This window comes from Streptomyces sp. V3I8, from assembly GCF_030817535.1.
GTDB lineage: Bacteria > Actinomycetota > Actinomycetes > Streptomycetales > Streptomycetaceae > Streptomyces.
The window spans coordinates 5,840,068-5,862,632 of the sequence record NZ_JAUSZL010000002.1 but is presented as its reverse complement, the minus strand read 5'-3'; the positions used below and the strand labels follow the sequence as shown (position 1 = coordinate 5,862,632).

Below are 22,565 nucleotides of genomic sequence, written 5' to 3'. Positions count from 1 at the left end.
CGAAGTGACGTAACGCGGTACGCACACCACGGAAGGCATGAGTCATGACGGCTGACCAGCATCGGGACCCTGTCATATCCCTGCGCTCAGTGACCGCCGAACTCGGCTCGCGCCCCGTCCTGCGCGGCATCGACCTCACCGTGCACCGCGGTGAGGTCGTCGCGCTGCTCGGCGCCAACGGTTCCGGCAAGTCGACGGCCGTCCGCACGGTCATCGGCCAGGTCCCGGTCACCGGCGGCGAGGTCGAGCTGTTCGGCACGCCCCGGCGCCGGTTCCGCGACTGGGCGCGCGTGGGATACGTACCGCAGCGCACGACCGCCGCGGGCGGGGTGCCAGCCACGGTGACCGAGGTGGTGTCCTCCGGGCGGCTGTCCCGCGCCCGCTTCGGCGTCCTGCGCAAGGAGGACCGCGAGGCCGTACGGCACGCCCTGGAGCTGGTGGGTCTCGCCGACCGCGCCAGGGACTCCGTGGACGCCCTCTCCGGCGGACAGCACCAGCGCGTCCTCATCGCCCGCGCCCTGGCCTCCGCACCCGAACTGCTGATCATGGACGAGCCGATGGCGGGGGTGGACCTGGCCAGCCAGGAGGTGCTCGCGCGGACCCTGCGGGAGCAGGTCGCGGCCGGTACCTCCGTCCTCCTGGTCCTGCACGAGCTGGGCCCGCTCGAACCGCTGATCGACCGCGCGGTCGTCCTGCGCGACGGCTGCGTCCTGCACGACGGCCCGCCCCCGCGGGCGGTCGGCCAGCACGCCCTGCCCGGCCACGACCACGTACACCCCCACGCGGCCCACGACGCCGGACCGATCCGGACCGGACTGCTGAGCTGACCGCCATGAACATCGCCACGGACCCCCTACGGACCTCGCCATGAACCTCGAAATCCTCGACTACGCCTTCATGCAGCGGGCCCTGCTCGCGGCCGTCCTCGTCGGCGTCACCGCGCCCGCCGTCGGCATCTACCTGGTCCAGCGCCGCCAGGCCCTGCTGGGCGACGGCATCGGCCACGTCGCCATGACGGGGGTCGGCCTCGGCTTCCTCCTGTCCTGGTCCCCGGTGTGGATGGCGACCGCCGTCTCCGTGCTCGGTGCGGTCCTGATGGAGCTGATCCGCTGGTACGGCAGGACGCGCGGCGACATCGCGCTGGCGATGCTCTTCTACGGGGGCATGGCGGGCGGCGTGATGTTCATCAACCTCGCGCCGGGCGGCTCCAACGCCAACCTGACCTCGTACCTCTTCGGCTCGCTCTCGACGGTGTCGGAGTCGGACGTGACGGCGATCTGCCTCCTGGCCGCCTTCGTGGTCCTCGTGACGGTCGGGCTGCGCCGGCAGCTGTTCGCGGTCAGCCAGGACGAGGAGTTCGCGCGGGTGACGGGGCTGCCCGTGCGCGCCCTCAACCTCCTGACGGCGGTCACGGCCGCCGTCACGGTCACGGTCGCCATGCGGGTGGTCGGCCTGCTGCTGGTCTCCGCGCTGATGGTGGTCCCGGTGGCCGCCGCGCAGCAGCTCAGCCGGAGTTTCGCGGCCACCTTCGCGCTCTCGGTGGCGATCGGGGTCAGCGTGACCATCGGCGGCACGGTGACCTCGTACTACCAGGACGTGCCGCCCGGGGCGACGATCGTGCTGCTGACCATCGGCGCGTTCGCGCTGCTCACGGTGGTGGCGACGCCGCTGGCCCGGCGACGGGCGCGGGCCGCGGCCAAGGCCGCGGCGCAGGAGGGCGGCGACCCGGCGGAGTGCGTCGTCCCGGCGGGCCGCAGGCCGCCCGGGAAGGTCGGCGTCTGACCGCGCCCGGCCGGGGCTGGCACAATGGCCCGGCAAGCCGCAGACGTTTGGAGGCAACGGTGACGACCGCTGGACCGCCCGTTCGGGGCCGTTCCACCCGCCAGCGCACCGCCGTGGCGGCGGCGCTGGACGAGGTCGACGAGTTCCGCAGCGCGCAGGACCTGCACGACATGCTCAAGCACAAGGGGGACTCCGTCGGGCTGACGACGGTGTATCGCACGCTGCAGTCGCTCGCGGACGCGGGCGAGGTCGACGTGCTGCGCACCTCCGACGGGGAGTCGGTGTACCGCCGCTGCGCGAGCGGGGACCACCACCATCACCTGGTGTGCCGGGTCTGCGGGAAGGCCGTGGAGGTCGAGGGGCCCGCGGTGGAGAAGTGGGCGGAGGCGATCGCCTCGGAGCACGGCTATGTGAACGTGGCCCACACGGTGGAGATCTTCGGCACCTGCGCGGAGTGCGCTGCGCGCGGCCAGGCGGAGAACTGACCGTCCGCTGTCGGCTGCGGCCCGGTGGGGGTCAAACCAGAAGATTGCGCAGTTCCCCGCGCCCCTGAATACCCAGGGGCGCGGGGAGCTTTTTTAGGGGCGCGGGGAACTGCGCGATCTTTTACACCTGCGGGCCGGAGGGGGCTCAGGTTCCTTCGGGGCGACCACGCATGTCGGCCTCCATGGCGAGCAGGTCCTCGTTGGGGACGGCCCCGCCGAAGCGCCGGTCCCGCGACGCGTACTCCACGCACGCCCGCCACAGATCACGCCGGTCGAAGTCGGGCCACAGCACGTCCTGGAACACCATCTCGGCGTAACTCGACTGCCAGATCAGGTAGTTCGACGTGCGCTGCTCACCGCTGGGCCGCAGGAAGAGATCGACGTCCGGCATGTCCGGGTAGTACAGGTACTTCTGGATGGTCTTCTCGTTGACCTTGTCCGGGTCGAGCCTCCCGGCGGCCACGTCCAGAGCCATCGCCTTCGCCGCGTCGGCCAGCTCCGCACGGCCTCCGTAGTTCACGCAGAAGTACAGGGTCAGCAGGTCGTTCCCGCGCGTCTGCTCCTGGGCGACCTGCAACTCCTGGACGACGGACTTCCACAGCTTGGGCATCCGGCCGACCCAGCGGATCCGGATGCCGAGATCGTTCATCTCGTCCCGCCGGCGCCGGATGACGTCCTTGTTGAAGTTCATCAGGAAGCGGACCTCCTCGGGCGACCGCTTCCAGTTCTCCGTGGAGAAGGCGTACAGCGAGAGGTTCTTGACGCCCAGCTCCAGGCACCCCTTGAGGACGTCCATCACGACGCCCTCGCCGACCCGGTGCCCCTCGGTGCGCGGCAGTCCACGCTCCTTGGCCCAGCGGCCGTTCCCGTCCATCACGCACGCCACATGGTTCGGGATCAGCTCTCCGGGGAGCTTGGGCGCCCGCGCACCGGACGGGTGCGGCTCCGGCGTCTTGTACTCGCGGCGCTGGCGCCCCAGGATCCCGCGTACCACCATCTGCTTCTCGTCTCCCTCGGATCAGGTCAGGTACAGCTGTTCGGTCAGGTGCTCTTCTCGACGTACCGCAGGGACCGCAGTCCACGCTCCAGGTGCCAGTGCAGGTACGCCGACACCAGGCCGCTGCCCTCCCTGACGAACCGCGGCTCGCACGCGTCCGCGACCGCCCAGTCCCCCGTCAGCAGCGCGCCGAGCAGCTCCAGAGCCCCCGCCGAGGGTACGACGCTGCCGGGCACCCGGCAGTCGGCGCAGACGGAACCTCCCGCGGCGACCGAGAAGAACCGGTTCGGGCCGGGCATCCCGCAGCGCGCGCAGTCGCTGAAGCTGGGGGCGTAGCCGTTCACGGCGAGCGAGCGCAGCAGGAACGCGTCGAGGATGAGGTGCGGCTCGTGCTCGCCCTGGGCGAGGGTGCGCAGCCCGCCCACGAGCAGGAGGTACTGCTGGACGGCGGGCTCGCCCTCGTGGTCGGTGAACCGCTCGGCGGTCTCCAGCATGGCCGTGCCGGCGGTGTAGCGGGCGTAGTCGGTGACGATGCCGCCGCCGTACGGGGCGATCGTCTCGCTCTGCGTGCACAGCGGCAGCCCGCGGCCGATCAGTTCGCTCCCGCGCGCGAAGAACTGCACGTCCACGTGCGAGAACGGTTCGAGGCGGGCGCCGAACTTCGACTTGGTCCGGCGCACGCCCCGTGCCACGGCCCGTACGCGCCCGTGACCGCGCGTGAGCAGGGTGATGATCCGGTCCGCTTCACCCAGCTTCTGGGTGCGCAGCACGATGCCGTCGTCGCGGAACAGGCTCATGCGCCCATTCTCCCGTACGCGGCCGGCGGGTGCGGCCGGGGTGCCCGATCACCTTCGCGGCCCGGGCCCCGGGGACCTCCTCCGGCTGCGCGCGGTCGGCGTACGCGGTCGGCGTACGCGGTCGCCGTACCGAACCGTTCCGCCACGGTGGCTCCCCGGACGGCATCCGGTACGCGGTCCCGTTCCCGGCCGGTTCCACGAGGGGTGGCCTGTGGCCCCGGGTCCGGCCTCAGCGGGCGGCGGGGACGTCCGGGGTGCCCGGACCCGCCGCCGTGGGAGGTGCGGCCCGCCGGGCGGTGAGGTCGCGCAGCCGGTGCCGGGGCGCGCTCTGGCGGGGCGGCCGGGTCATCGTGATCTGGCGGACGAGCTGCTGGAAGCAGGCCAGGGCGGCAAGGGCCGGCAGGGCGGCCGTGGCGATGCTCGTGAAGGAGCGGTGGGCCTGAGCCGCGCAGAGCGCCATCGCGACGGACGAGAACAGCAGGACGACGACCCACGAGTGCACGGCGCGGCGCCGGTGCAGTGCGGCCCGCAGGATGGACAGCGAGGCCATCATCCACGGGCCGTAGACCAGCAGGGGCCACCAGACCGCCGTGCTGCCCTGCGTGCGGGAGGCGACATGGCGCAGGGGGACGTAGGACACCATCCCGCCGAAGACGCTCACCATCGAGACGATGACGGCGGCGACCGCGGCGATCAGGAAGCTGACGGTCTGCAGCCAGGTGAAGCGCGAGGTGCGGACCCGCGTCCTGCGGTGCCCGTGCCGGGAGGAGGACGGCCGGATGGCCGGCAGTTCGGCGGTGATGCGTGCCAGGTTGTCCATCGGGTCGTCGGTGGGGCCGGCGTCGGGCGCCGCCTCGCTGCGGGGCGGCGGGACCACGGCGAGCCGCTCCCCGGAGACGGCGTCCTGCAGGAGGTGGGTGAGCTCCTCGACCGGGTCCCAGGCCGGGTGGAGGGGATCCGGGCGGAAGTCCCCATGCCGCGTGTCGACGGGACCGCGATGCCGTCCGGCACCCGGCGCGGCGTTGTGCGCGCGGTCGTCCGGAGCGAACAGATGGGCGTAGTCGTCGTTCACGGAAAACGCTCTTCCCCTCATGCGCAAGCCACATTGCCGCCGGGCCGCCCCTGGGCGCCCCAGCGTTGATCCAGCTCGTCCTGAGCACTGTTCAGTGAGTCCAGAAGGTCGCCCAACAGCGTTTCGGTGACGCTCAGTTCGACCGATGCGCCGTCACCGTGCAAGCTGCCGCGGGCACCCGGCGCGGAATAGGCGGAGGCGGGCGTATAGGTGTACCGGCCCATCTCCACTTCAAGGGCCGCGGGCAGTTTTCCCACACCCGCCCGGGCCTGGACCGGAGTGCCGAGGATCCTTGCTTTCGTCATATCTCGCTAACGCCGTCACGCTTACTCGGATGCGCGGCAAATGAGTGAGGGCAACGCCGCGGAAACAATTGACGAAGGCGTTTGTAGGTCAAGAACCGATAAACACGGAAGAGAAGTTTTTGTTACCGGAGATCCACCCGTACGGGCCGAAGGGGTTCCCGCCTGCGCCGCCTACGCGAACCTGCGTACGTACGACCGCTGCCACGGCGTCTCCACGGCGCGGCGGTCGTAGTGCCGCCGGACGAACTCCACGGCCTCCCCGGCCGGCACGCCGTCCAGGACGGCGAGACAGGACAGAGCCGTGCCCGTGCGCCCCCGGCCTCCCCAGCAGGCGACCTCGACGCGTTCGGCGGGGTCCGCGGCCCGCTCCCAGGCCTCCGCCAGGACCCTCCGCGCCCGGGCCCGGTCGCCGGGCAGCCGGAAGTCGGGCCACTTCACCCACCGCGCCTCCCAGGGGACTCCGGGCGGCTCATGGCCGAGGAGGTAGACGCCGTACGTCGGGCGGACCTCCTCGGGATCCGGTGCACCGCGCAGCCCCCGGCCCCGTACCAGCCGCCCGGACGGCAGCCGGAGCACACCCGGCGCCCGCTCGTCCCAGCCCGCGCCGCCCTGCTCCCCGCTCATCCGGCACCCCTCGGTTCCCAGGCGGTCCCCGACCCGGTTCCGCCGCTGACGGCGGAGCGCGTCAGCGACCGGGGGTTTCCGGGGTCGCCGGATGCGCGCCACCCGGACATGCGCCGAACCGTACGCGGCGGGAGCCGTCCGCGTCCCGCCGCCGGCCGGGATCCGCGTCGGTCGGCGACGGGTGCGGCCACGGCGCCTCCCGCGGGCAACCGGAGACTCCCGCCCCGAACGGCCAATCGTTACCCATCCGAAACATGAAGCGACCCGCCTCCCCCTGGGGGCATTGGTTACCTTTGCACTTCTGAGCAGTCAACTAGCCGAATATTTACGGAAGTTGAGATTCCGGTAGTTGCTGCGACGGCAGCCGTACAGCGAACACTCGGGGGAGGTGCTGTGCCGAAAATCCTGCTGACCTACTGGTGGAACGGGCATGAGCCCGGCGATGTGGTCGAGGTGAGCGACGAGACCGCACGAGAGGCGCTCGGGGTGATCGCCCGGCCCGCGGAGGAGGCGGACCCCGAGCCGGAGTCCGGCGATGACTGAGCCGTACATCACCTTCCCGGACGTGGAGCGGCTGGTCGTCGATCTCCTCAAGGACAGGAGCGAGCTGGCGGGGGTCGTCGTGGACGTCCAGCCGCCCGCCGGATTCGACGGCTCGCAGCGCGCCGTGCTGGTCTCCCGGGTCGGCGGGGCCTGGGCGGAGGACCCGCGGCTCGACAACCCGCTGGTCGATCTGGAGGTGTACGGCCCCTCGAAGGCCGTGGCCCACACCGTCTCCCTGGTCGCCCGCGCCCTGATGCTCCAGCTCCGGGGAGCCGTGCACGGCGCGGCGACCGTCGTCGACGTGGTCGAGGAGGACGGTCCGCGCTGGCTGCCCGACTACCGGCACGCCACCGCCAACCGTTACGTCTCGACCACCCGCCTGGTGGTCCGCCCGGCCTGAGCCGCCGGCCTCCACCCACTTCAGCACGTCGTGTCCCTCTCCCAACCAAGGAGCAGTGATGGCCGGAACGAACGCCAAGGAGATCCGGGTCGCGGGCAGTGGCCGTGTGCTCATCGCCCCGCTCGCCACCGCACCGCCCGCCGACACCGGCGCCGCGTGGGGAGCCGGCTGGAAGGACCTCGGCTACACCACCACCGACGGGATCAAGATCTCCAAGAAGGACAAGCTGGACCCGGTGGACACCTGGCAGAGCGTCAGTGCGGCCCGGTTCGTCTACTCCGACCGCGACCTCAGCTTCAAGTTCCAGCTCCTCCAGCTGAACGAGGACACCCTGCCGTTCTTCTTCGGCGGCGGGCAGGTCAAGGAGACCGCGGCCGGGTCCGGCCTCTACAAGTACGACCTGGAGGCCGAGCCGAAGTTCGACGAGCGGATGCTCGGACTGGAGTTCGCCGACGGCGGTGACGTGACGTACCGGCTGATCGTCGGCCGGGGTCAGGTGACCGAGACGGAGGAGATCTCCCTCGTCCGTACGGCGCCCGTGAAACTGGGCGTCACGTTCACGGCACTGGCCACGGTGAACGGTGCCCCGCTGGCGACGTTCCTGATGAAGGATCCGAGCCTCAGCGCAGCCTGAGGACCCGCCCGCCCGTTCGTCCACCGCGAGGAGCCGCCCGTCATGGCCCGTTTCAACGTCAATGCCGCCCGCGCCCAGCGTCTCGAAACCGTCGGGAAGGACTGGGAGTTCGAGGTGGACGAGGACGTGTTCCGTCTGCCCACCGAGTTCTCGCGCAACGTCGCCAAGCAGATCGCCACGCTGGAGGACAACGATATCGACGGGCTGCTGGCCCTGCTGCTCGGTCCCGAGCAGTTCGAGCGCTTCTGCAAGTACGACACCAGCGTTCAGGACGTCTCCGCGATCCTGGAGGCCTACGGCAGCGAGACGGGCATGACGCTGGGGGAAGGCTGAGCCTCGGTGCGCTGGTCGAGGAGCACGCCGAGGCGCTGGAGGCGGATCTGCTCCGCCACTACGGGGTCGACCTCCTCGACTGGTACCGGGGCCGCCTCTCCTCCCGCCGCCTGCGTGTCCTGACCGAACACCTTCCCGCCGACTCGTCCTTCGCCCGGGCGGTCCACGGCGAGCAGGCGGACTGGACGGTCACCGACCACCTCCTCGCCGCGGTCGTCGACCACCTGGCCGTCGCCAACTGGATGTTCGCGACGGTCAACCGGGACGAGGACACGGCGCCGGCGCCCTACCCGGACCCACTGCCGCGACCGGACGGCCGTCCGGCCCGGACCGGACCGGAGGCCGAGGCGGCGGCCGGCACGCCCCGCCCCGCCGCGAGCCCGACCGAGATTCTGGCGTTCCTCAGTTCCCCGTGATGACAGGACACCGATGGCGACTCCACCTCCGGAAAACAAAATCCCCGGCTGGGTCACTGAATTCGTCGGATCACAGCTCTTCACCCATGCCGTCGACAACCGGGTCGACCTCCTCAGAACCTCCGTCGACTCCCACTTCGCAGGTCTGCGGACCACGGTCCAGGAGCTCCAGAAGGCCCGGACGGAGTCCGAAGAAGCCATCCAGCGCGCCTGGATGGCGCAGACGCCGATCAGCGGTCTCAAGTCGGAACTCGCGGGTCTCAACCTCGCGGTCAACGGGCTCAAGGCCGAATTCAACGTCTTCGACCCGGTCAAGATCTTCGGTATCCAGGACCGCTACGACGCAATGCTCCAGAACCTGTTCCGCTCGGACGGGAGGAAGAAGGAACTCAAGGAGCAGGAGCCCGAGAACCTCCTGAAGGAGATCCGGGCGGTCAAGGGGGCGGTGGCACGCCTGAAGCAGGACCTGACCACCGTCGAGTCCGGCATCCGCCGGACCCAGCAGACCGGGAACCAGCAACTGCGACGTGAGATCAGCGACTTCCGGGCCAAGGTCGAAAACATCAGGCAGAAGCTCCTGGGCGACAACCAGCAACTGCACCGGCGCATCACCACCCTCGACACCAGGGTCGGCAGGGTGAGCCAGGTCGCGCACAGCGCGGACGACCGCAGCAGGGCCGTGCGCACCAGGACCGACGAGGCTCTCGGGAAGGTCCGCGCCCTGGACCGCGAGATCGACAGAGGCCGCAAGCAGGTCGGCAGGCTGGACAAGGAAGTCGGAACCGGTATGCAGCGGGTCGGCGCCCTGGAACGCGGCGCGACAAGTGCGAGCCGGTCCATCGAGAGCCTGCGCAACCAGATGAACGGACTCGAACAGGCCCTGCGGCGATGACGGTTCGTTTCATGACGATCATCACGGCGACAGCGACGGAGCCCATCCCTCATGCAGACGTCACTCGTATCGGTCAGCCGGGCGCTGAACCAGATGCGCACCGCGGCCACCGGCACCGGCAGTGCCGTCACCCGCATGCGGACCGCGGTGACCGGTGCCGCCGGTTCGGTCGACCGGCTCAGGAGCGCCGCGACGCAGGCCGGTACCGCCACCGGCCGGCTGCGGAGCGCCGCCACGCAGGCGAGCGGCGGGCTCAACCAGATGCGGACCGCCGCCACCCGGGCCTCCGCCGACGTCCAGCGGGCGGGGCGCAGCGCGGCGTCGGGCGGCGGGCTGTTCTCCCGGTTCAGCCAGGGGCTGCGCACCGCCACCACCGCCCAGCGCGGCCTCAACACCGCCATGAAGGCCAACATCCTCGGCGCGATCCTCGCCCTCGTCATGCCCCTCATCACCAAGCTCGTCGACATGGCGATGCAGTCCAAGACCGTGCAGGCCGTCATGCAGGCGGCGTTCAAGGTGATCGGGCAGGTGGTGGGGACGGTCATGAAGGGGGCGTCGGTCGCCGTCAACTGGCTGATCGACGCCGGGAAGAACGTCGTCAACTGGCTGAAGGCCAACTGGCCGTTGCTCGTCGCCATCCTCACCGGACCCGTCGGGATCGCCGTGCTGGCGATCGTGAAGCACTGGGACCGGATCAAGGAGGCCGTCGCAACGGTGCGGGACTGGATCGTCGACAAGTGGAACGCTGCCGTCGATTTCCTGCGGGGGATTCCCGGGAAGATCTGGGGCTTCTTCGCCGAACTGCCCGGCCGGCTCACGGGCCTGGGCGGTGACCTCGTCATGGGACTCGTCAACGGCATCAGGAACTCGGCCTCGGCCCTGCTCCAGACCGTCAAGAGGTTCATCGTCGACACCATCCCCGGCCCCATCCGCAGCATCCTCGGCATCTCCAGTCCGTCCAAGGTGATGATGGGCTTCGGCGGCAACATCGGCGAAGGCCTGGCCCTCGGCATGGAGGGCGCCGGGAACCGGGTGGCGGGGGCCGCCGGACGGCTCGCCACCGCCACCGCGCGCAGTGTGATCGGACCCGGGTACGCCCTCGCCGGTACCGCCGCCCGGCCGGCGGGCCACGGCGCCGGCAGCGGCGCGGCCTCCCCCGTCACCGTCAACGTCCACCCCCGCCCCGGGCAGTCCGAGTACGAGATCGGCCGGATCACCGCCCGCGAACTCGCCTGGGCGGCCAAGCGATGACCGCGCGGCAGCTCCAGCAGCCGGTGTTCGAGGTCGACGGCTGGGCCGGCAACACCGTCGACGACGACGAGGTCGAGTGGTGGGTCACCGCTGAGCAGGGCTGGGCCGCCACCCCGCCGGTCCGGCTCACCCTGACCGACCGCCCCGAGCGGCACGGCGCCTTCGACGCCCCCTCCTACCGGGGCCCCCGCGTGATCACCCTGGAAGGCATGGCCATCGCCCCCGAACGGGCCGCACGGGAAGCGGCCAAGGACCGCCTGGCCGCCGTACTCGCCGACGGGAGCACGCTGCTGCCGCTCGTCGTCACCGAACCGCACCGGACCCGCAGGGCGCTGGTCCGGCTCACCGCGGAGACGAAGATCGTCGACCGGAGGTCCGGGGCCTTCGAGTTCTCCCTGACCATGACGGCGCCGGACCCGCTGCGGTACTCGTACGGACTGAACGTCAGCGCCTGCCCGCTGCCCTCCTCCAGCGGCGGGATCGCCTTCCCGCTCACCTTCCCGCTGGACTTCGGCAGCGGCTCCTCCGGCGGCCGGCTGCTGCTGGAGAACAAGGGCACCGTCCCGACCTGGCCGGTCTGGCGGATCGCCGGGCCCTGCGTCCAGCCGGTGATCAGCAACACGGGGACCGGTGAGGAACTGGCCTTCGACCTGAGCCTCGAGGACGGCGAGTTCCTGCTCGTCGACACCGACGCGCGCTCGGTCCTGCTCCAGGGCACCGCCTCGCGCCGCGCCACCCTGCTGCCCGGCTCGGACTGGTTCCCGCTCCGGCCGGGCGCAACGCCCGTGCTCTTCCGTGCCCGCGACCACACCCCGGCCGCCCGGCTGACCGCCGAGTGGCGCGACGCCTGGCTCTGAAATCCTCTCCCCCGGCCCCACAGACAGAAGGAACGCCCGCATGGCTGACTTCGAGCGCGACTCCGGATGGCTCTCCGGCAGCGTCGTCGACGCCGAGGACGCCCGGCTCGCCACCGGCGTGCTCGCCTCGGCGGCGGCCGACCCCGGCAACCCGATCGCGGCCCGCACGGGCATCAGACCCGGCCCCGGCAGTCCCGGCCAGGTCGAGGCGGCGTCCACGCCCTCGCGCAACGTGACGGTCCGGCCCTTCCAGGGGGTCGTCCAGGGCACCCGTACGACCGCCGCGGGCGCGTATCTGATCACGCTCGCCCGGCAGAAGACCCTCGACGTGCTGACCGCGGCCCCGGCCGACCCCTCCAACCCGCGCATCGCCCTCGTCGTCGCCCAGCAGACCGACCGGCAGTACGGCGACGAGAGCGACGGCATGGTCGTCCGGGTGGTGGCGGGCAAGGCCGCGGTGACCCCGGTCGCGCCCACGGTCACCGGCGACCACCTTCCGCTCGCCGCGATCACCGTCCGGGCGAACGCGGGATCCGTCACCAAGGACGACATCAAGGACCTGCGGGTCTCCACGGTCGCCGCGGGCGGGGTGCTCCCCCTCCAGGTCCACGAGTCGCTGCCTGCCGACGGCTACGGGGGGCAGCGGCTGTACGACCTCGAAACCGGGCTCGACCTCGTCCGGGCCGGCACCGCCTGGCGTCCGGCGGCCACGGGCGCGCTCCAGTTCTTCGGCCCGGCCGACGCGGGCTGGCCGCTGACCAACGGATCGGCGGGAGCCACCGGGTACACCTTCAACCAGGTGACCGTGGCGGCGGCGCCCTACCCCCGGATGCTCCTGGTGACGGCGCAGCTGACCGCGCAGACCTCGGGTCCCAACGAGCGGTGGGACCACGTGGTGCGCGAGCAGGACGGCACGGCCACGGCCCTGGCCTGCTTCCACGGCGGTCCCACGGGGATCACCACCAGCGTGGCCAGCGGCCACCGGCTGCTCCCCGCGGCCACGCAGCTGGTGCTGACGCAGTACGTCGCCCGGGGCGGCGGCATGACGACCGGTACCGCGGCCGTGTTCTCGCCCGCCGCGCACTACACCGGCCTGCGCGTGCTGGCCCTCCCCGTTCCGTGACACCCCGACCGGAAGAGGCATTCTCATGAGCACGCCCACTCCAGAACGCGACTCCGGCTGGGTCTCCGGCGGGTTCGTCGACGCCGAGGACGCCCGGCTCGCCACCGGCGCGCTCGCCGCGCCCGGGGCCGGCCCGGTCCAGGCCCGCAGCGGCCTCCGGCCGGCCACCGGGGACCCCGGCCGGGTCCAGGCCACCGCCACCGTCTCCGGCAAGGTCACCGTCACTCCGTTCCAGGGCGTGATCCAGGGGACCCGGGCCAGTGCGGCCGGCGCCTACCTCGTCACCCTCGGCCAGCAGAAGACCCTCGACGTCCTCGGCACGAACCCCGCCGACACCGCCAACCCGCGCAACGACCTCGTCGTCGCCCGGCAGCGCGACGCGCAGTACGGCGACGCCACGACCGCCATGACGGTCGAGCTCGTCAAGGGAACCGCCGCCGCCACCCCCACCGATCCGGCGGTGAGCGGCGACCTCGTCCCGCTCGCCCGGATCAGGGTCGCGAGGAACGCCTCGTCCGTCGCCGCCGCCGACATCGACGACCTGCGCCCCTGGGTCGCCGCGGCCGGCGGCATCCTGCGGGTCTCGGGCGAGAGCGGCCGGCCCACGTACCCCTACTCCGGGATGTACATCCACCGCTGGGACACCAACCACCTGGAGTGGTACGACAGTTCGGTGGGCTGGCAGGCGGTCAACGACGACACCGGCTGGGCTCCCGTCACCCTGCTCGCCAACTGGGCCGTGTACAACAACGAGACACCGGGGGTCCGCCGGATCGGATCCGTCGTCCACCTGCGGGGCGCCATCCGGACCTCGGTCGCCGTCCCGACCAACGGCGCCGTCGTCGTCAACGTCCCGGCGGGCTTCCGTCCGGTGATGGGGCACCACTGGTACACCGCGCTGGGCGGCGTGACCCGGGGCCTGGAATGCATGCTCCGCACCAACGGAGCCGTGGCGGTGTTCCCCCAGGACATCCCGCTCCCCGTCAACCAAATAGTCTACCTCGACACCAATTGGCTGGTCGGCTGATGACCCGCGCCCCGACCCGCTACACCTACTACACGGCCGACCTCGCCACCGGCGCCGTCACCGACGAACTCCCTTTGTACGACGCCACGTTCAGCACCGAGCTCAACGAAGCCGGTGAGTTCCGCGCCCGGTTGGCCCTGGGGGATCCGCGGGTCACCGTCCACCGCCCCCGTGAACTCACCGAGCCCGGCCGCGCCGCCCTCTACGTCGAACGGGACGGCGTGCTCGTGTGGGGCGGGGTGGTGTGGACCCTCAAGTACACCTCCGCCGACCAGCACCTGGAGATCGGGGCGGCCGGATTCCTGTCCTACTTCGACCACCGCCGCGTCCTGCCCGCCGACTTCGATCCCGCCGCCCCCGACCTGGCCTCCGTCACCGTCCCCTTCACCGACCGCGACCAGAGCGACATCGCCCGCGACCTCGTCGCCATCGCCCAGGCGCATCCCGGCGGCGACATCCGGATACGCCCCGAGTCCACGGCCCCGTCCGGCATCACCCGCACCCTGGTGTACCCCGGCAGCGACCTCAGGAGCACCGGCGAGGCACTGCGCGAACTGGCCAGTCTGGAGGACGGCCCCGACTTCGTCTTCGACATGGCGTACGGCAGCGACGGCCGTCCCGTACGCAGACTCCGCGTCGGCACCCCGCACCTCGGCCAGCAGGGCACCCCGCACGTGTGGGAGTACGGCGCCAACCTCATCGGCTACACCTGGCCGGCCGACGGCGCCTCCACCGCGAGCCGGGTCTTCGCCCTGGGGGAACAGGGCGAGGGCAGCCAGCTCGTCGCGGTCGTCGAGGACCCCTCCACCGGGCGCCCGCTCACCGAGACCGAGGTCAGTTACGTCCATCTCACCGACGCGGCCCTCCTGCGCTCCCAGGCCCGGTCGGCCCTGGCCGCCGTCTCGGCCCCCGTCGTCCTGCCCGAGCTGACCGTGCGCGCCGACCTGGAACCCGTACTCGGCTCCTACCAGGTCGGCGACGACGCCCTCGTCGTCATCAAGGACATGTTCTTTCCCGAGGGCACCCGGTTCGGCGTACGCATCACCGGGATCGAGGTCACTCCGGGCAACGACGCGGGCGAGGAGCAGGTCCAGCTGACCGTCGTACCCGCCCCCAGTACCCCATGAACCGAAGGAGCACCCCGTGACCAGGATCAACCGCCCCGACACCCTCCTCACCGAGCTCCGCGACATCAGACGCCGCCTGCACGCCCTGGAGACCGCGCAGCACGCGACGGCGGCCACGGCCCGGCCGGCCGACGCGCCCCGGAGCCCGGCCGAGGAACCGACCGGGACCGGCACGTCCGACTCCGACTCCGCCTCCGAGTCCGGGGCCGACTCCGGGGCCGACTCCGGGTCGCAGTAACCGTTTCGCGGCGCGGCCCCGGAGCGTCACCGATCGCGCGTGCGGCGAGCACGGGCTTCGTGCGTGTTCCCTTGACCGCTCCCACGGGTCCTCCTATCGTCACGCTGCACCTGGACGTAGGACGTCGTATCTCCCACTCCTTGCTGGAGGAACCGTGCGCGACGCGACCCCCGCACCGGCGCTGCGCCGCCGGTCGTTCCTGAAGTACTCCGGCGCGCTGGGCGCGGCCGCCACGATCGCCTCGTCCCTCTCCGCGTGCTCGTCCGGGCCGGAGTCCACGACCGAGGCGGACGGCGGGGGCGAGGGTGCCGACCGGACGCTCACCGCGGTGATCGGCTACGGCAACGACCAGAGCTGGGACCCCCTGATGACGGCCTCCGCGTTCGCGATGGCCGGCAACCACCACGTCTACGAGGGGCTGCTGGACACCGACCCGATCAGCCGTGAGCCGTACGCGGCCCTGGCGACCGAGGTGCCGGCGGACCTGCGGGCGACCACATGGAGGTTCACGCTGCGGGCGGGCGCCACGTGGCACGACGGGCGGCCGGTGACCGCCGACGACGTGGTCTTCACCTACGGGCGCGTACTCGATCCGGGGACGACGACCCTCGCCGGGAACTTCTTCGTGTCCTGGCTGAAGGAGGTGAGGAAGGTCGACGACACCACCGTCGAACTCGTTCTCAAGTTCCCCTTCCCGGACGGGGCGCAGCGGCTCACGCTCGCGAAGATCATGCCCCGGCACGTGTTCGGCGCAGCGGGCGCCCTCGACGAGGCGACCACGGGAAAGGCGGTCGGCTCCGGCCCGTACCGGCAGACCGCGCACCACCCGAAATCCAACACCACCTTCGAGGCGTTCGCGGACTACAACGGGCCGCGAAAAGCGGCCTTCAAGAAGATGAACTGGCTGACCATGGTGGACGCCGCGCCGCGGGTCGCGAAGATCTCGGGGTCCAGCGCGGGCGCGCAGATCTCCGACAACATCCCGTACGCCCATATCTCCCAGCTGGAGAAGGGCGGTCTGAAGGTCGAGGGCGGGGCGGGGATGAACCATCTCTTCCTCCTCTTCAACACCGCCCACAAACCGTTCGACGACGTACGGGTACGGCAGGCGCTGCATTACGCGATCGACACCGGGAAGATGATCCAGGCCGCACTGCGCGGCCACGGGAAGGCCGCTTCGTCGTACCTGAACGAGGGGAATCCGACGTACCGGAAGGCGGCGGCCGTCTACGGCCACGACCCGGCGAGGGCCAGGGCGCTCCTGAAGGAGGCCGGGGCCGGCGGGCTGAAGGTCACGCTGATGGCGGTCAACGTGAGCTGGATCGTGGACTGCCTGCCGACGATCAAGGCGTCCTGGGACGCCATCGGGGTCGAGACGACGCTGGAACCGCAGGAGACGGCCGCCCTCTTCACGAAGCTCGACCAGAAGAAGGACTTCCAGGTCGTCGCCGCCGCCTCCAACCCGAATCAGTTCGGGCTCGACGCGGACCTGATCATGCACTACAACTACGGGCCCGGAAACACCTGGATGCGGTATGCGCGCTGGGAGAACGATTCCGTGGCGAAGGACCTCTTCACACGGATGGACCGGGCCACGCGGGAGCCGGATCCCGCGAAGAAGAAGACGATGACCCAGGACTACATCGACATCGTCGCCGAGAACGCGGTGATCTATCCGGTGGTGCACAACGAGCTGATCACCGCCTGGGATCCCGAGGACCTCACCGGTGTCCGGGCACAGCCCTATCCCGGGATAAACGTGCTGCAGGCGAAATGGGCCTGACGGGGCGAACCGGCGACAGCGAGGAGAAAGAGTAGCTGTGGCGGCGGTCGTACGGATCCTGGTTCGGCGCATCGTTCTGCTCGTGCCGCTCATGCTCGGGATCATTCTGTTCGTGTTCGTCGTCATGCGGTTCTCGGACAGCGATCCGGCGTCCGCGTATTTCCAGGGGGCGAACCCGACCGAGCGGCAGCTGCACGACTTCAGGGAGCGCAACGGGCTGCTGGACCCGTTCCTCGTGCGGTACTTCGACTTCGTCGGGGACGTGCTCCGGGGCGACCTGGGGGTCAGTGCGCTGACCCGGGCGCCGGTCGCCGACCAGGTCACCACCGCGCTGCCGCTCACGATGCAGCTGACCTTCCTGGGACTCGGCATCGCGGTGGCGCTCGCCCTGCTCGGCGGGATCACCGCCGCGATCCACCGGGACCGCCTCCTCGACCAGCTGATCCGGGTCGTGTCCCTGACCGGGGTCGCGGCGCCCGGCTTCTGGCTGGCGCTGCTGATGATCCAGTACCTCGCCGTGGACCTCGGCCGGTTCCCGACCGGCGGGTACGTCAATCCGGCCGACTCGTTCACCGGCTGGCTGAAGACCATGACGCTGCCCGCGCTGGCCCTGTCGCTGCCGGTCGCCGCCCAGCTCACCCGGATCGTCCGTACGGCGGTGGTCGAGGAGCTGGACAAGGACTACGTACGGACCGCGATCGGCAGCGGGCTGCCCCCGGTGGTCGTGGTCGGCCGGAACGTGCTGCGCAACGCCCTGATGAACCCGCTGACCGTCCTGGGCCTGCGCGTCGGCTACCTGCTCGGCGGCGCCGTCGTCATCGAGACGATCTTCAACCTGCCGGGGATGGGGAAGCTCATGATCGACGCCGTGAAGAACGGTGATCCGGCCGTCGTCCAGGGCGGCGTCCTCACCATCGCCTTCGGGTTCGTCGTCGTGAACCTGGTCATCGACATCCTCTATCTGCTGGTCAACCCGCGTCTGAGGGGTGCCGGGGCATGATGCCGATGTACCGGAGGCGGCTCACCGACGCCCTGTCCCTGCCCGGCGTCCGCCTCAAGGGGTTCACCCGGCTCCCCCTGGCCTCGCGGATCGCCGTCGTCGTCATCGGGGTGGTCGTCCTCACCGCGCTGCTGGCCCCGCTCGTCGCCCCGCACGACCCGCTCGAACAGTTCCCGCTGACCGACGGCGGCCACGGCGAGGGCGCGCCGTCGGGCGAGCACTGGATGGGGCAGGACAGCCTGGGCCGGGACATCCTGAGCCGGCTGATGTACGGGGCCCGCTGGTCCCTGGCCATCGGCCTGGGCGCGACGGCGCTCGCGCTGGTCGTGGGCGCGGTCGTCGGCGCGGTCGCGGCGACCTCGCGCAAGGCGCTCGACGAGACGCTGATGCGCTGCCTCGACATCGTCATGGCCTTCCCCGGCATCGCGCTCGCGGCCGTCTTCGTCGCCGTGTCCGGCGGCGGCATCCCGATCCTCATCGGCGCGATCGCGTTCCTCTACATGCCGCCGACGGCCCGGGTCGTACGGGCCAACGTGATGGCCCAGTACGGCGAGGACTACGTGACGGCCGAGCGGGTCGTCGGAGCGCGCACCCCGCACATCGTGTGGCGGCACGTGGCCGTCAACTGCGCCGCTCCGGTCCTGGTGTTCTGCACCGTGCAGGTCGCCGAGGCGATCGTCTTCGAGGCGTCGCTGTCCTTCGTCGGGGCGGGCGTGCGGCCGCCGGACCCGTCCTGGGGCAGTGTCATCGCGGACGGCAAGAACATGGTGCTGACCGGCGGCTGGTGGGCGACCGTGTTCCCGGGGCTGCTGATGCTGGTCACCGTGCTGTCCCTGAACATCCTCGCCGAGGGCGTCTCGGACGCGTGGGCAGCGCCCGCGCCCCGCGATGTGCGGGCGCGCGAGGAGGAGGACCGGTTCGAGGCGCCCGAGCCGGGCAGCGGGAAGGTCCTGGAGCTGCCGGGCCTCCCCGAGGCGGCCCGGCGGCTGCGCGGCCGGGCCCGGCCCCTGCCCGCGGGACGACAGCCGGTACTGAGCGTCGAGAACCTGGCGATCGGCTTCGACGCCCGCCACGGGGGCGTCGACATCGTCGACGGCATCAGTTTCGACGTACAGCCCGGTGAGGTGCTGGGCCTGGTGGGCGAGTCCGGCTGCGGCAAGTCGCTGACGGCCCTGGCGGTGATGGGCCTGGAGCCGAAGGGCGCCCGGGTGCGCGGCCGGGTGCGGTTCGGGCAGCGGCAGCTGGCCGGCGAACCGATGAGCGTACGGCGCCGGCTCCTCGGCCACGAGATGGCGATGGTCCACCAGGACGCGCTCTCCTCCCTGAACCCGGCGATGTCGATCCGCGCCCAGCTGAAGCAGGTGGTCAGGCGGGGCGGCACCCGCACGGGCGCCGAACTCCTCGAACTGGTCGGCCTCGACCCGGAGCGCACCCTGCGCAGCTACCCGCACGAACTGTCCGGCGGCCAGCGCCAGCGCGTACTGATCGCGATGGCGCTCTCCCGTGCCCCCCGGCTCATCGTCGCCGACGAGCCGACGACGGCCCTCGACGTCACCGTGCAGGCGCAGATCATGGAGCTGCTGCTGCGGCTGCGCGCCGAGCTGGACTTCGCGCTCGTCCTCGTCTCGCACGACCTGGCGCTCGTCGCGGACGTCACCGACCGGGTGGCCGTGATGTACGGCGGCCGGATCGTGGAGTCGGGCGTGACGGCGGACCTGGTGGAGTCGCCCTCGCACCACTACACGCGCGGCCTCCTCGGCAGCGTCCTGTCGCTGGAGTCGGCGGCCGAGCGCATGACGCAGATCAAGGGGACCGTGCCCTCTCCCGCCGACTTCCCGGCGGGCTGCCGTTTCGCCGACCGCTGCCCGCTGGCGACGCAGGTGTGCCGTACGACGGTTCCGCGCCTCACCGGCCCGCCCGGCCGCCACGAGGTCGCCTGCCACCACCCGGCGGTCGCACCCGGCCGCACCGACGGAATCGAGGCCGTGACATGAGCCGCGACACGAGCGGGCCGGCCGCCCCCCTCGTACGGCTGTCGGACGTGCACGTCGTGCACAGGGCGCGCACCGGCGGCCTGTTCGCCCGCGACCGCGTGTACGCCCTGACCGGCGCCGACCTCACCGTCGCGCCCGGCGAGACGGTGGGCGTCGTCGGCGAGTCCGGCTGCGGCAAGTCGACGCTCGCCAAGGTCCTGGTGGGGGTGCAGCGGCCGACGTCCGGGAGGGTGTCCCTGCGCGGCACCGACCTGTGGACGATGGCCCCGGCCGAGCGGCGGACCACGGTGGGCGCCGGCACCGGCATGATCTTCCAGGACCCGTCGACGGCCCTGAACCGCCGCCTGACGGTACGCCGGATCCTGCGCGACCCGCTCGACGTGCACCGCCGGGGCACAGGCCCTGAGCGTGACGACCGGGTACGTGAGCTGATGTCCCTCGTGGGCCTTCCCGAGGCGCTGGCCGACGGCCTCCCGGGCCAGCTGTCGGGCGGCCAGCGGCAGCGGGTCGCCATCGCGCGGGCGCTGGCCCTCGACCCGGACCTGGTGGTCGCCGACGAGCCGACGAGCGCGCTGGACGTCTCGGTCCGCGCCCAGATCCTCAACCTCCTCCTCGACCTGAAGGAGCGGTTCGGCCTGGCGCTGGTGTTCGTCTCGCACGACATCCAGACCGTACGCAGGATGAGCGACCGGGTCGTCACGATGTACCTCGGCCGGATCGTCGAGGAGTCCCCGGCCGGCGAGGTGACGGACCGCTCCCGGCACCCGTACACCCGCGCCCTCTTCTCGGCGACGCCCGGTCTGCTGGACCCCATCGACCCGATCCCGCTCGTGGGCCCGGTCCCCTCGGCCACCCGCCCGCCGAGCGGATGCCCCTTCCGGACCCGTTGCTGGCGGGCGGACGCGGTGTGCGCGCAGGACATGCCGGACTTCGCGGCCGCGTCGGCCCCCGGGCACCGCTTCCGCTGCCACCATCCTGTGGAGGACGGCCTGTCGACCCGCGACCTGGTCGCCGAGGCCGTCACCGCCGTACCGGAGGCCACCGCCATGACCGACATCCGCGCCGACGTCCCGAGGGAGCCCCGATGACCCTTCCCGCCCCGCTGACCGGTGTCGTACCGCCCGTCTGCACGCCCCTGACACCGGACCGCGAGGTGGACGTCCCCTCGTTGACCAGGCTGGTCGACCACCTGCTGGAGGCCGGGGTGGCCGGCCTGTTCGTCCTCGGGACGTCGTCCGAGGCCGCGTACCTGCCGGACCGGCACCGGCGGCTGGTCGTCGAGACGGTGGCGGGCCATGTCTCGGGCCAGGTCCCCGTCCTGGCCGGCGCCATCGACATGACGACCCCGCGCGTCCTGGACCACGTCCGGTACGTCACACGGGCGGGCGCCGACGCCGTGGTCGTGACGGCCCCCTTCTACACCCGTACGCACCCGGTGGAGATCGCCCGCCACTACCGGCTCGTCGCCGCCCGCTCGCCCGTGCCGGTGTTCGCGTACGACCTGCCCGCCGGCGTCCACTCCAAGCTCGGCGCGGAGCTGGTGCTGGAGCTGGCCGCGGCGGGGGTGCTGGCCGGGCTGAAGGACTCCAGCGGGGACGAGGGCGGTTTCCGGGCTGTCGTGACCGGGGCCCGGGCGCACCCCGCCGTCACCGGTTTCAGCGTGCTGACCGGGTCCGAGCTGGTCGTCGACTCGGCGCTGGCGATGGGGGCGGACGGGGCGGTGCCGGGGCTGGCGAACGTGGATCCCGCGGGGTACGTGCGCCTGTACCGCCTGTGCCGGGCGGGCGAGTGGGAGGCGGCGCGGGCCGAGCAGGAGCGGTTGTGCGCGCTGTTCGGGATGGTGCGGGTGGGCGATGCCGGGCGGATGGGCGGCAGCTCGTCGGCCCTCGGCGCCTTCAAGGCGGCGCTGCACCTGCGGGGCGTCATCGCCTGCCCCGCCACGGCGGAACCACAGATCCCCCTGTCGGCGGAGGAGACCGAGAGGGTGGGCAAGTTCCTGGCGGGCGCGGGCCTGTTGTAGGGACCCTTCAGGGGCGCGGGGAACTGCGCGGTCTTTTCAGGGGCGCGGGGGAACTGCGCGACCAGCCCCCGCCGGACCCGCACATGCCCGCCCGCCCCCGCCGGGACGGCACAGCGTTCAGGACGGCGTGCGCGCCGCCGTGAGCAGGCGCGTCACATCGTCCGCGCAGATCGTCAGCGCCGCGCCCACCGTCGTGAGCGCCTCCCGCTCGGCCGGTGTGTACGGCCCGTCCGCGAGGGCGATCCGCGCGCCCTGGAGCAGGATCGCCTCCCGCCCCGGGGGCGCGAGATGCGGCGCCAGCGGGTCCAGCGCCTCGTGCAGCTCTATCGTCAGCCCGGGCCCGCACGGCTCACCGTCGCCGAAGAGACGCCCCGTGTCGGCGGCCAGCGCCTCCACGAGCGCGGCGAGCTGTTCCTCCGTGCAGTCGTCGAACCCGGCCGCGCGCACCGCGCCCGCCGCCGTCTCCAGCGACGTACGCGCGCACGTCCCCCCGGCGGCGAGCACGGCGAGGGCGACGGTGTGGACGGCGTCCCGGAGCATCGCCGAGAAACGGGTGGTGGTCGGGTGGTCGAGGACGTCCGCGCTGTAGTGGCTGCCGCAGGCCGCGCACTCCACGACGGGCCCCGTCTCGCCGCGCGGCACGACCGGGACGCCGAAGCAGGTGAGGCGACGGCGGCCGGTGAGGCGCTGGTAGTTGCGGTCGCCTCCGCAGCCCGGGCAGAAGAACTCGCCGTCGCCGACGGTGGTCCACGCCGTCCTGATGCCGAGGATGCGGGAAACGCCTAACGTGCCGACGCGGACAAACCGGCCGTTTCGTCCCCATACTGGCAGCACGTTCGCACCTCCGTAACCCCACGGCAACATC

General features: G+C 71.8%; 26 protein-coding genes. 19 read left to right on the top strand and 7 right to left on the bottom strand.

Going from position 1 to position 22,565, the window contains the following annotated elements:
• The first annotated feature begins 44 nt into the window (after window positions 1–44).
• The 3 genes from QFZ75_RS26050 to QFZ75_RS26040 are packed head-to-tail and all read left to right on the top strand — an operon-like array spanning window position 45 to window position 2,267.
• A complete protein-coding gene (locus QFZ75_RS26050; RefSeq protein WP_307540638.1) occupies window positions 45–827 on the top strand; it encodes a metal ABC transporter ATP-binding protein in 783 nt (260 codons plus the stop codon).
• A 40-nt stretch (window positions 828–867) separates the two neighbouring features.
• Complete coding sequence (locus QFZ75_RS26045; RefSeq protein WP_307540636.1) at window positions 868–1,782, top strand: metal ABC transporter permease; 915 nt, start codon at window positions 868–870, stop codon at window positions 1,780–1,782.
• 59 nt (window positions 1,783–1,841) lie between these two features.
• Window positions 1,842–2,267, top strand: a complete 426-nt coding sequence (locus QFZ75_RS26040) for a Fur family transcriptional regulator (RefSeq protein WP_307540634.1) — start codon at window positions 1,842–1,844, stop codon at window positions 2,265–2,267.
• Between the two features lie 145 nt (window positions 2,268–2,412).
• On the opposite strand, the gene QFZ75_RS26035 is transcribed toward QFZ75_RS26040, so the two are convergent.
• From QFZ75_RS26035 to QFZ75_RS26015, 5 genes are all read right to left on the bottom strand, one after another.
• A complete protein-coding gene (locus QFZ75_RS26035) occupies window positions 2,413–3,264 on the bottom strand; it encodes an isoprenyl transferase (protein WP_307540632.1) in 852 nt (283 codons plus the stop codon).
• 44 nt (window positions 3,265–3,308) lie between these two features.
• Entirely contained in the window at window positions 3,309–4,061 is a 753-nt protein-coding gene (gene recO, locus QFZ75_RS26030; RefSeq protein WP_307540631.1) for a DNA repair protein RecO, read from the bottom strand.
• A gap of 229 nt (window positions 4,062–4,290) precedes the next feature.
• On the bottom strand, window positions 4,291–5,133 hold the full coding sequence (locus QFZ75_RS26025; RefSeq protein ID WP_307540629.1) for a DUF2637 domain-containing protein: 843 nt from the start codon (window positions 5,131–5,133) through the stop codon (window positions 4,291–4,293).
• A 17-nt stretch (window positions 5,134–5,150) separates the two neighbouring features.
• Window positions 5,151–5,438 carry a hypothetical protein gene (locus QFZ75_RS26020; RefSeq protein WP_307540627.1) on the bottom strand — a complete coding sequence of 96 codons (288 nt, stop codon included), beginning with the start codon at window positions 5,436–5,438 and terminating at the stop codon, window positions 5,151–5,153.
• Window positions 5,439–5,609: 171 nt separating this feature from the next.
• Complete coding sequence (locus QFZ75_RS26015) at window positions 5,610–6,062, bottom strand: protein-tyrosine phosphatase family protein (RefSeq protein ID WP_307540625.1); 453 nt, start codon at window positions 6,060–6,062, stop codon at window positions 5,610–5,612.
• A 393-nt stretch (window positions 6,063–6,455) separates the two neighbouring features.
• On the opposite strand from QFZ75_RS26015, the gene QFZ75_RS26010 reads away from it, so the two are divergent.
• From QFZ75_RS26010 to QFZ75_RS25995, 4 genes are read left to right on the top strand one after another with little or no spacing between them, the layout of a single operon-like run.
• Window positions 6,456–6,605: a hypothetical protein gene (locus QFZ75_RS26010; protein ID WP_307540624.1), complete on the top strand. Its 150-nt coding sequence runs from the start codon at window positions 6,456–6,458 to the stop codon at window positions 6,603–6,605.
• Window positions 6,598–7,005 (top strand): hypothetical protein, encoded by a 408-nt coding sequence (locus QFZ75_RS26005; RefSeq protein ID WP_307540623.1) that lies wholly within the window; start codon window positions 6,598–6,600, stop codon window positions 7,003–7,005. The genes QFZ75_RS26010 and QFZ75_RS26005 overlap by 8 nt, the downstream gene beginning before the upstream one ends.
• 58 nt (window positions 7,006–7,063) lie before the next feature.
• A complete protein-coding gene (locus QFZ75_RS26000; RefSeq protein WP_307540621.1) occupies window positions 7,064–7,639 on the top strand; it encodes a phage tail protein in 576 nt (191 codons plus the stop codon).
• A 42-nt stretch (window positions 7,640–7,681) separates the two neighbouring features.
• A complete protein-coding gene (locus tag QFZ75_RS25995; protein WP_307540619.1) occupies window positions 7,682–7,972 on the top strand; it encodes a hypothetical protein in 291 nt (96 codons plus the stop codon).
• Here QFZ75_RS25995 and QFZ75_RS25990 read toward each other — a convergent pair.
• Window positions 7,933–8,196: a hypothetical protein gene (locus QFZ75_RS25990; protein ID WP_307540617.1), complete on the bottom strand. Its 264-nt coding sequence runs from the start codon at window positions 8,194–8,196 to the stop codon at window positions 7,933–7,935. The two genes, QFZ75_RS25995 and QFZ75_RS25990, sit on opposite strands and share 40 nt — an antisense overlap.
• 205 nt (window positions 8,197–8,401) lie before the next feature.
• On the opposite strand from QFZ75_RS25990, the gene QFZ75_RS25980 reads away from it, so the two are divergent.
• The 12 genes from QFZ75_RS25980 (at window position 8,402) to QFZ75_RS25925 (ending at window position 21,700) form a co-directional block, all read left to right on the top strand.
• Window positions 8,402–9,280 carry a hypothetical protein gene (locus QFZ75_RS25980; RefSeq protein ID WP_307540615.1) on the top strand — a complete coding sequence of 293 codons (879 nt, stop codon included), beginning with the start codon at window positions 8,402–8,404 and terminating at the stop codon, window positions 9,278–9,280.
• A 51-nt stretch (window positions 9,281–9,331) separates the two neighbouring features.
• On the top strand, window positions 9,332–10,531 hold the full coding sequence (locus QFZ75_RS25975) for a hypothetical protein (protein WP_307540613.1): 1,200 nt from the start codon (window positions 9,332–9,334) through the stop codon (window positions 10,529–10,531).
• Window positions 10,528–11,388, top strand: a complete 861-nt coding sequence (locus tag QFZ75_RS25970; protein ID WP_307540611.1) for a phage tail domain-containing protein — start codon at window positions 10,528–10,530, stop codon at window positions 11,386–11,388. Before QFZ75_RS25975 ends, QFZ75_RS25970 begins: the two co-directional genes overlap by 4 nt.
• Window positions 11,389–11,428: 40 nt before the next feature.
• The gene (locus QFZ75_RS25965) at window positions 11,429–12,511 is read left to right on the top strand and encodes a hypothetical protein (RefSeq protein ID WP_307540610.1); all 1,083 of its coding nucleotides are present in this window, start codon (window positions 11,429–11,431) and stop codon (window positions 12,509–12,511) included.
• 25 nt (window positions 12,512–12,536) lie between these two features.
• Window positions 12,537–13,538, top strand: a complete 1,002-nt coding sequence (locus tag QFZ75_RS25960; RefSeq protein WP_307540609.1) for a hypothetical protein — start codon at window positions 12,537–12,539, stop codon at window positions 13,536–13,538.
• Entirely contained in the window at window positions 13,538–14,665 is a 1,128-nt protein-coding gene (locus tag QFZ75_RS25955; RefSeq protein WP_307540607.1) for a hypothetical protein, read from the top strand. Before QFZ75_RS25960 ends, QFZ75_RS25955 begins: the two co-directional genes overlap by 1 nt.
• Before the next feature lie 16 nt (window positions 14,666–14,681).
• On the top strand, window positions 14,682–14,903 hold the full coding sequence (locus tag QFZ75_RS25950; protein WP_307540605.1) for a hypothetical protein: 222 nt from the start codon (window positions 14,682–14,684) through the stop codon (window positions 14,901–14,903).
• Window positions 14,904–15,057: 154 nt separating this feature from the next.
• Complete coding sequence (locus tag QFZ75_RS25945) at window positions 15,058–16,686, top strand: ABC transporter substrate-binding protein (protein WP_307540603.1); 1,629 nt, start codon at window positions 15,058–15,060, stop codon at window positions 16,684–16,686.
• Window positions 16,687–16,723: 37 nt separating this feature from the next.
• Entirely contained in the window at window positions 16,724–17,686 is a 963-nt protein-coding gene (locus QFZ75_RS25940) for an ABC transporter permease (RefSeq protein ID WP_307540602.1), read from the top strand.
• Window positions 17,686–19,680, top strand: a complete 1,995-nt coding sequence (locus tag QFZ75_RS25935) for a dipeptide/oligopeptide/nickel ABC transporter permease/ATP-binding protein (RefSeq protein ID WP_307544783.1) — start codon at window positions 17,686–17,688, stop codon at window positions 19,678–19,680. The genes QFZ75_RS25940 and QFZ75_RS25935 overlap by 1 nt, the downstream gene beginning before the upstream one ends.
• Window positions 19,677–20,768 carry an ABC transporter ATP-binding protein gene (locus tag QFZ75_RS25930; RefSeq protein WP_307540600.1) on the top strand — a complete coding sequence of 364 codons (1,092 nt, stop codon included), beginning with the start codon at window positions 19,677–19,679 and terminating at the stop codon, window positions 20,766–20,768. The genes QFZ75_RS25935 and QFZ75_RS25930 overlap by 4 nt, the downstream gene beginning before the upstream one ends.
• The gene (locus tag QFZ75_RS25925; RefSeq protein WP_307540598.1) at window positions 20,765–21,700 is read left to right on the top strand and encodes a dihydrodipicolinate synthase family protein; all 936 of its coding nucleotides are present in this window, start codon (window positions 20,765–20,767) and stop codon (window positions 21,698–21,700) included. The genes QFZ75_RS25930 and QFZ75_RS25925 overlap by 4 nt, the downstream gene beginning before the upstream one ends.
• A gap of 117 nt (window positions 21,701–21,817) precedes the next feature.
• Here QFZ75_RS25925 and QFZ75_RS25920 read toward each other — a convergent pair whose 3' ends face one another.
• Window positions 21,818–22,534, bottom strand: coding sequence for a TerB family tellurite resistance protein (locus QFZ75_RS25920; RefSeq protein ID WP_307540596.1), 717 nt, complete (start codon window positions 22,532–22,534; stop codon window positions 21,818–21,820).
• Window positions 22,535–22,565: the final 31 nt, after the last annotated feature.

Bases quoted from the DNA above. Each gene is read 5' to 3' on its own strand.
- QFZ75_RS25970 (WP_307540611.1), top strand. From the start codon at position 10,528: ATGACCGCGCGGCAGCTCCAGCAGCCGGTGTTCGAGGTCGACGGCTGG.
- QFZ75_RS25965 (WP_307540610.1), top strand. From the start codon at position 11,429: ATGGCTGACTTCGAGCGCGACTCCGGATGGCTCTCCGGCAGCGTCGTC.
- QFZ75_RS26020 (WP_307540627.1), bottom strand. From the start codon at position 5,438: ATGACGAAAGCAAGGATCCTCGGCACTCCGGTCCAGGCCCGGGCGGGT.
- QFZ75_RS26050 (WP_307540638.1), top strand. From the start codon at position 45: ATGACGGCTGACCAGCATCGGGACCCTGTCATATCCCTGCGCTCAGTG.
- QFZ75_RS26000 (WP_307540621.1), top strand. From the start codon at position 7,064: ATGGCCGGAACGAACGCCAAGGAGATCCGGGTCGCGGGCAGTGGCCGT.
- QFZ75_RS26045 (WP_307540636.1), top strand. From the start codon at position 868: ATGAACCTCGAAATCCTCGACTACGCCTTCATGCAGCGGGCCCTGCTC.
- QFZ75_RS25960 (WP_307540609.1), top strand. From the start codon at position 12,537: ATGAGCACGCCCACTCCAGAACGCGACTCCGGCTGGGTCTCCGGCGGG.
- QFZ75_RS25925 (WP_307540598.1), top strand. From the start codon at position 20,765: ATGACCCTTCCCGCCCCGCTGACCGGTGTCGTACCGCCCGTCTGCACG.
- QFZ75_RS25975 (WP_307540613.1), top strand. From the start codon at position 9,332: ATGCAGACGTCACTCGTATCGGTCAGCCGGGCGCTGAACCAGATGCGC.
- QFZ75_RS26035 (WP_307540632.1), bottom strand. From the start codon at position 3,264: ATGGTGGTACGCGGGATCCTGGGGCGCCAGCGCCGCGAGTACAAGACG.
- QFZ75_RS25955 (WP_307540607.1), top strand. From the start codon at position 13,538: ATGACCCGCGCCCCGACCCGCTACACCTACTACACGGCCGACCTCGCC.
- QFZ75_RS25930 (WP_307540600.1), top strand. From the start codon at position 19,677: ATGAGCCGCGACACGAGCGGGCCGGCCGCCCCCCTCGTACGGCTGTCG.
- QFZ75_RS25980 (WP_307540615.1), top strand. From the start codon at position 8,402: ATGGCGACTCCACCTCCGGAAAACAAAATCCCCGGCTGGGTCACTGAA.
- QFZ75_RS26005 (WP_307540623.1), top strand. From the start codon at position 6,598: ATGACTGAGCCGTACATCACCTTCCCGGACGTGGAGCGGCTGGTCGTC.
- recO (WP_307540631.1), bottom strand. From the start codon at position 4,061: ATGAGCCTGTTCCGCGACGACGGCATCGTGCTGCGCACCCAGAAGCTG.
- QFZ75_RS25935 (WP_307544783.1), top strand. From the start codon at position 17,686: ATGCCGATGTACCGGAGGCGGCTCACCGACGCCCTGTCCCTGCCCGGC.
- QFZ75_RS26015 (WP_307540625.1), bottom strand. From the start codon at position 6,062: ATGAGCGGGGAGCAGGGCGGCGCGGGCTGGGACGAGCGGGCGCCGGGT.
- QFZ75_RS25995 (WP_307540619.1), top strand. From the start codon at position 7,682: ATGGCCCGTTTCAACGTCAATGCCGCCCGCGCCCAGCGTCTCGAAACC.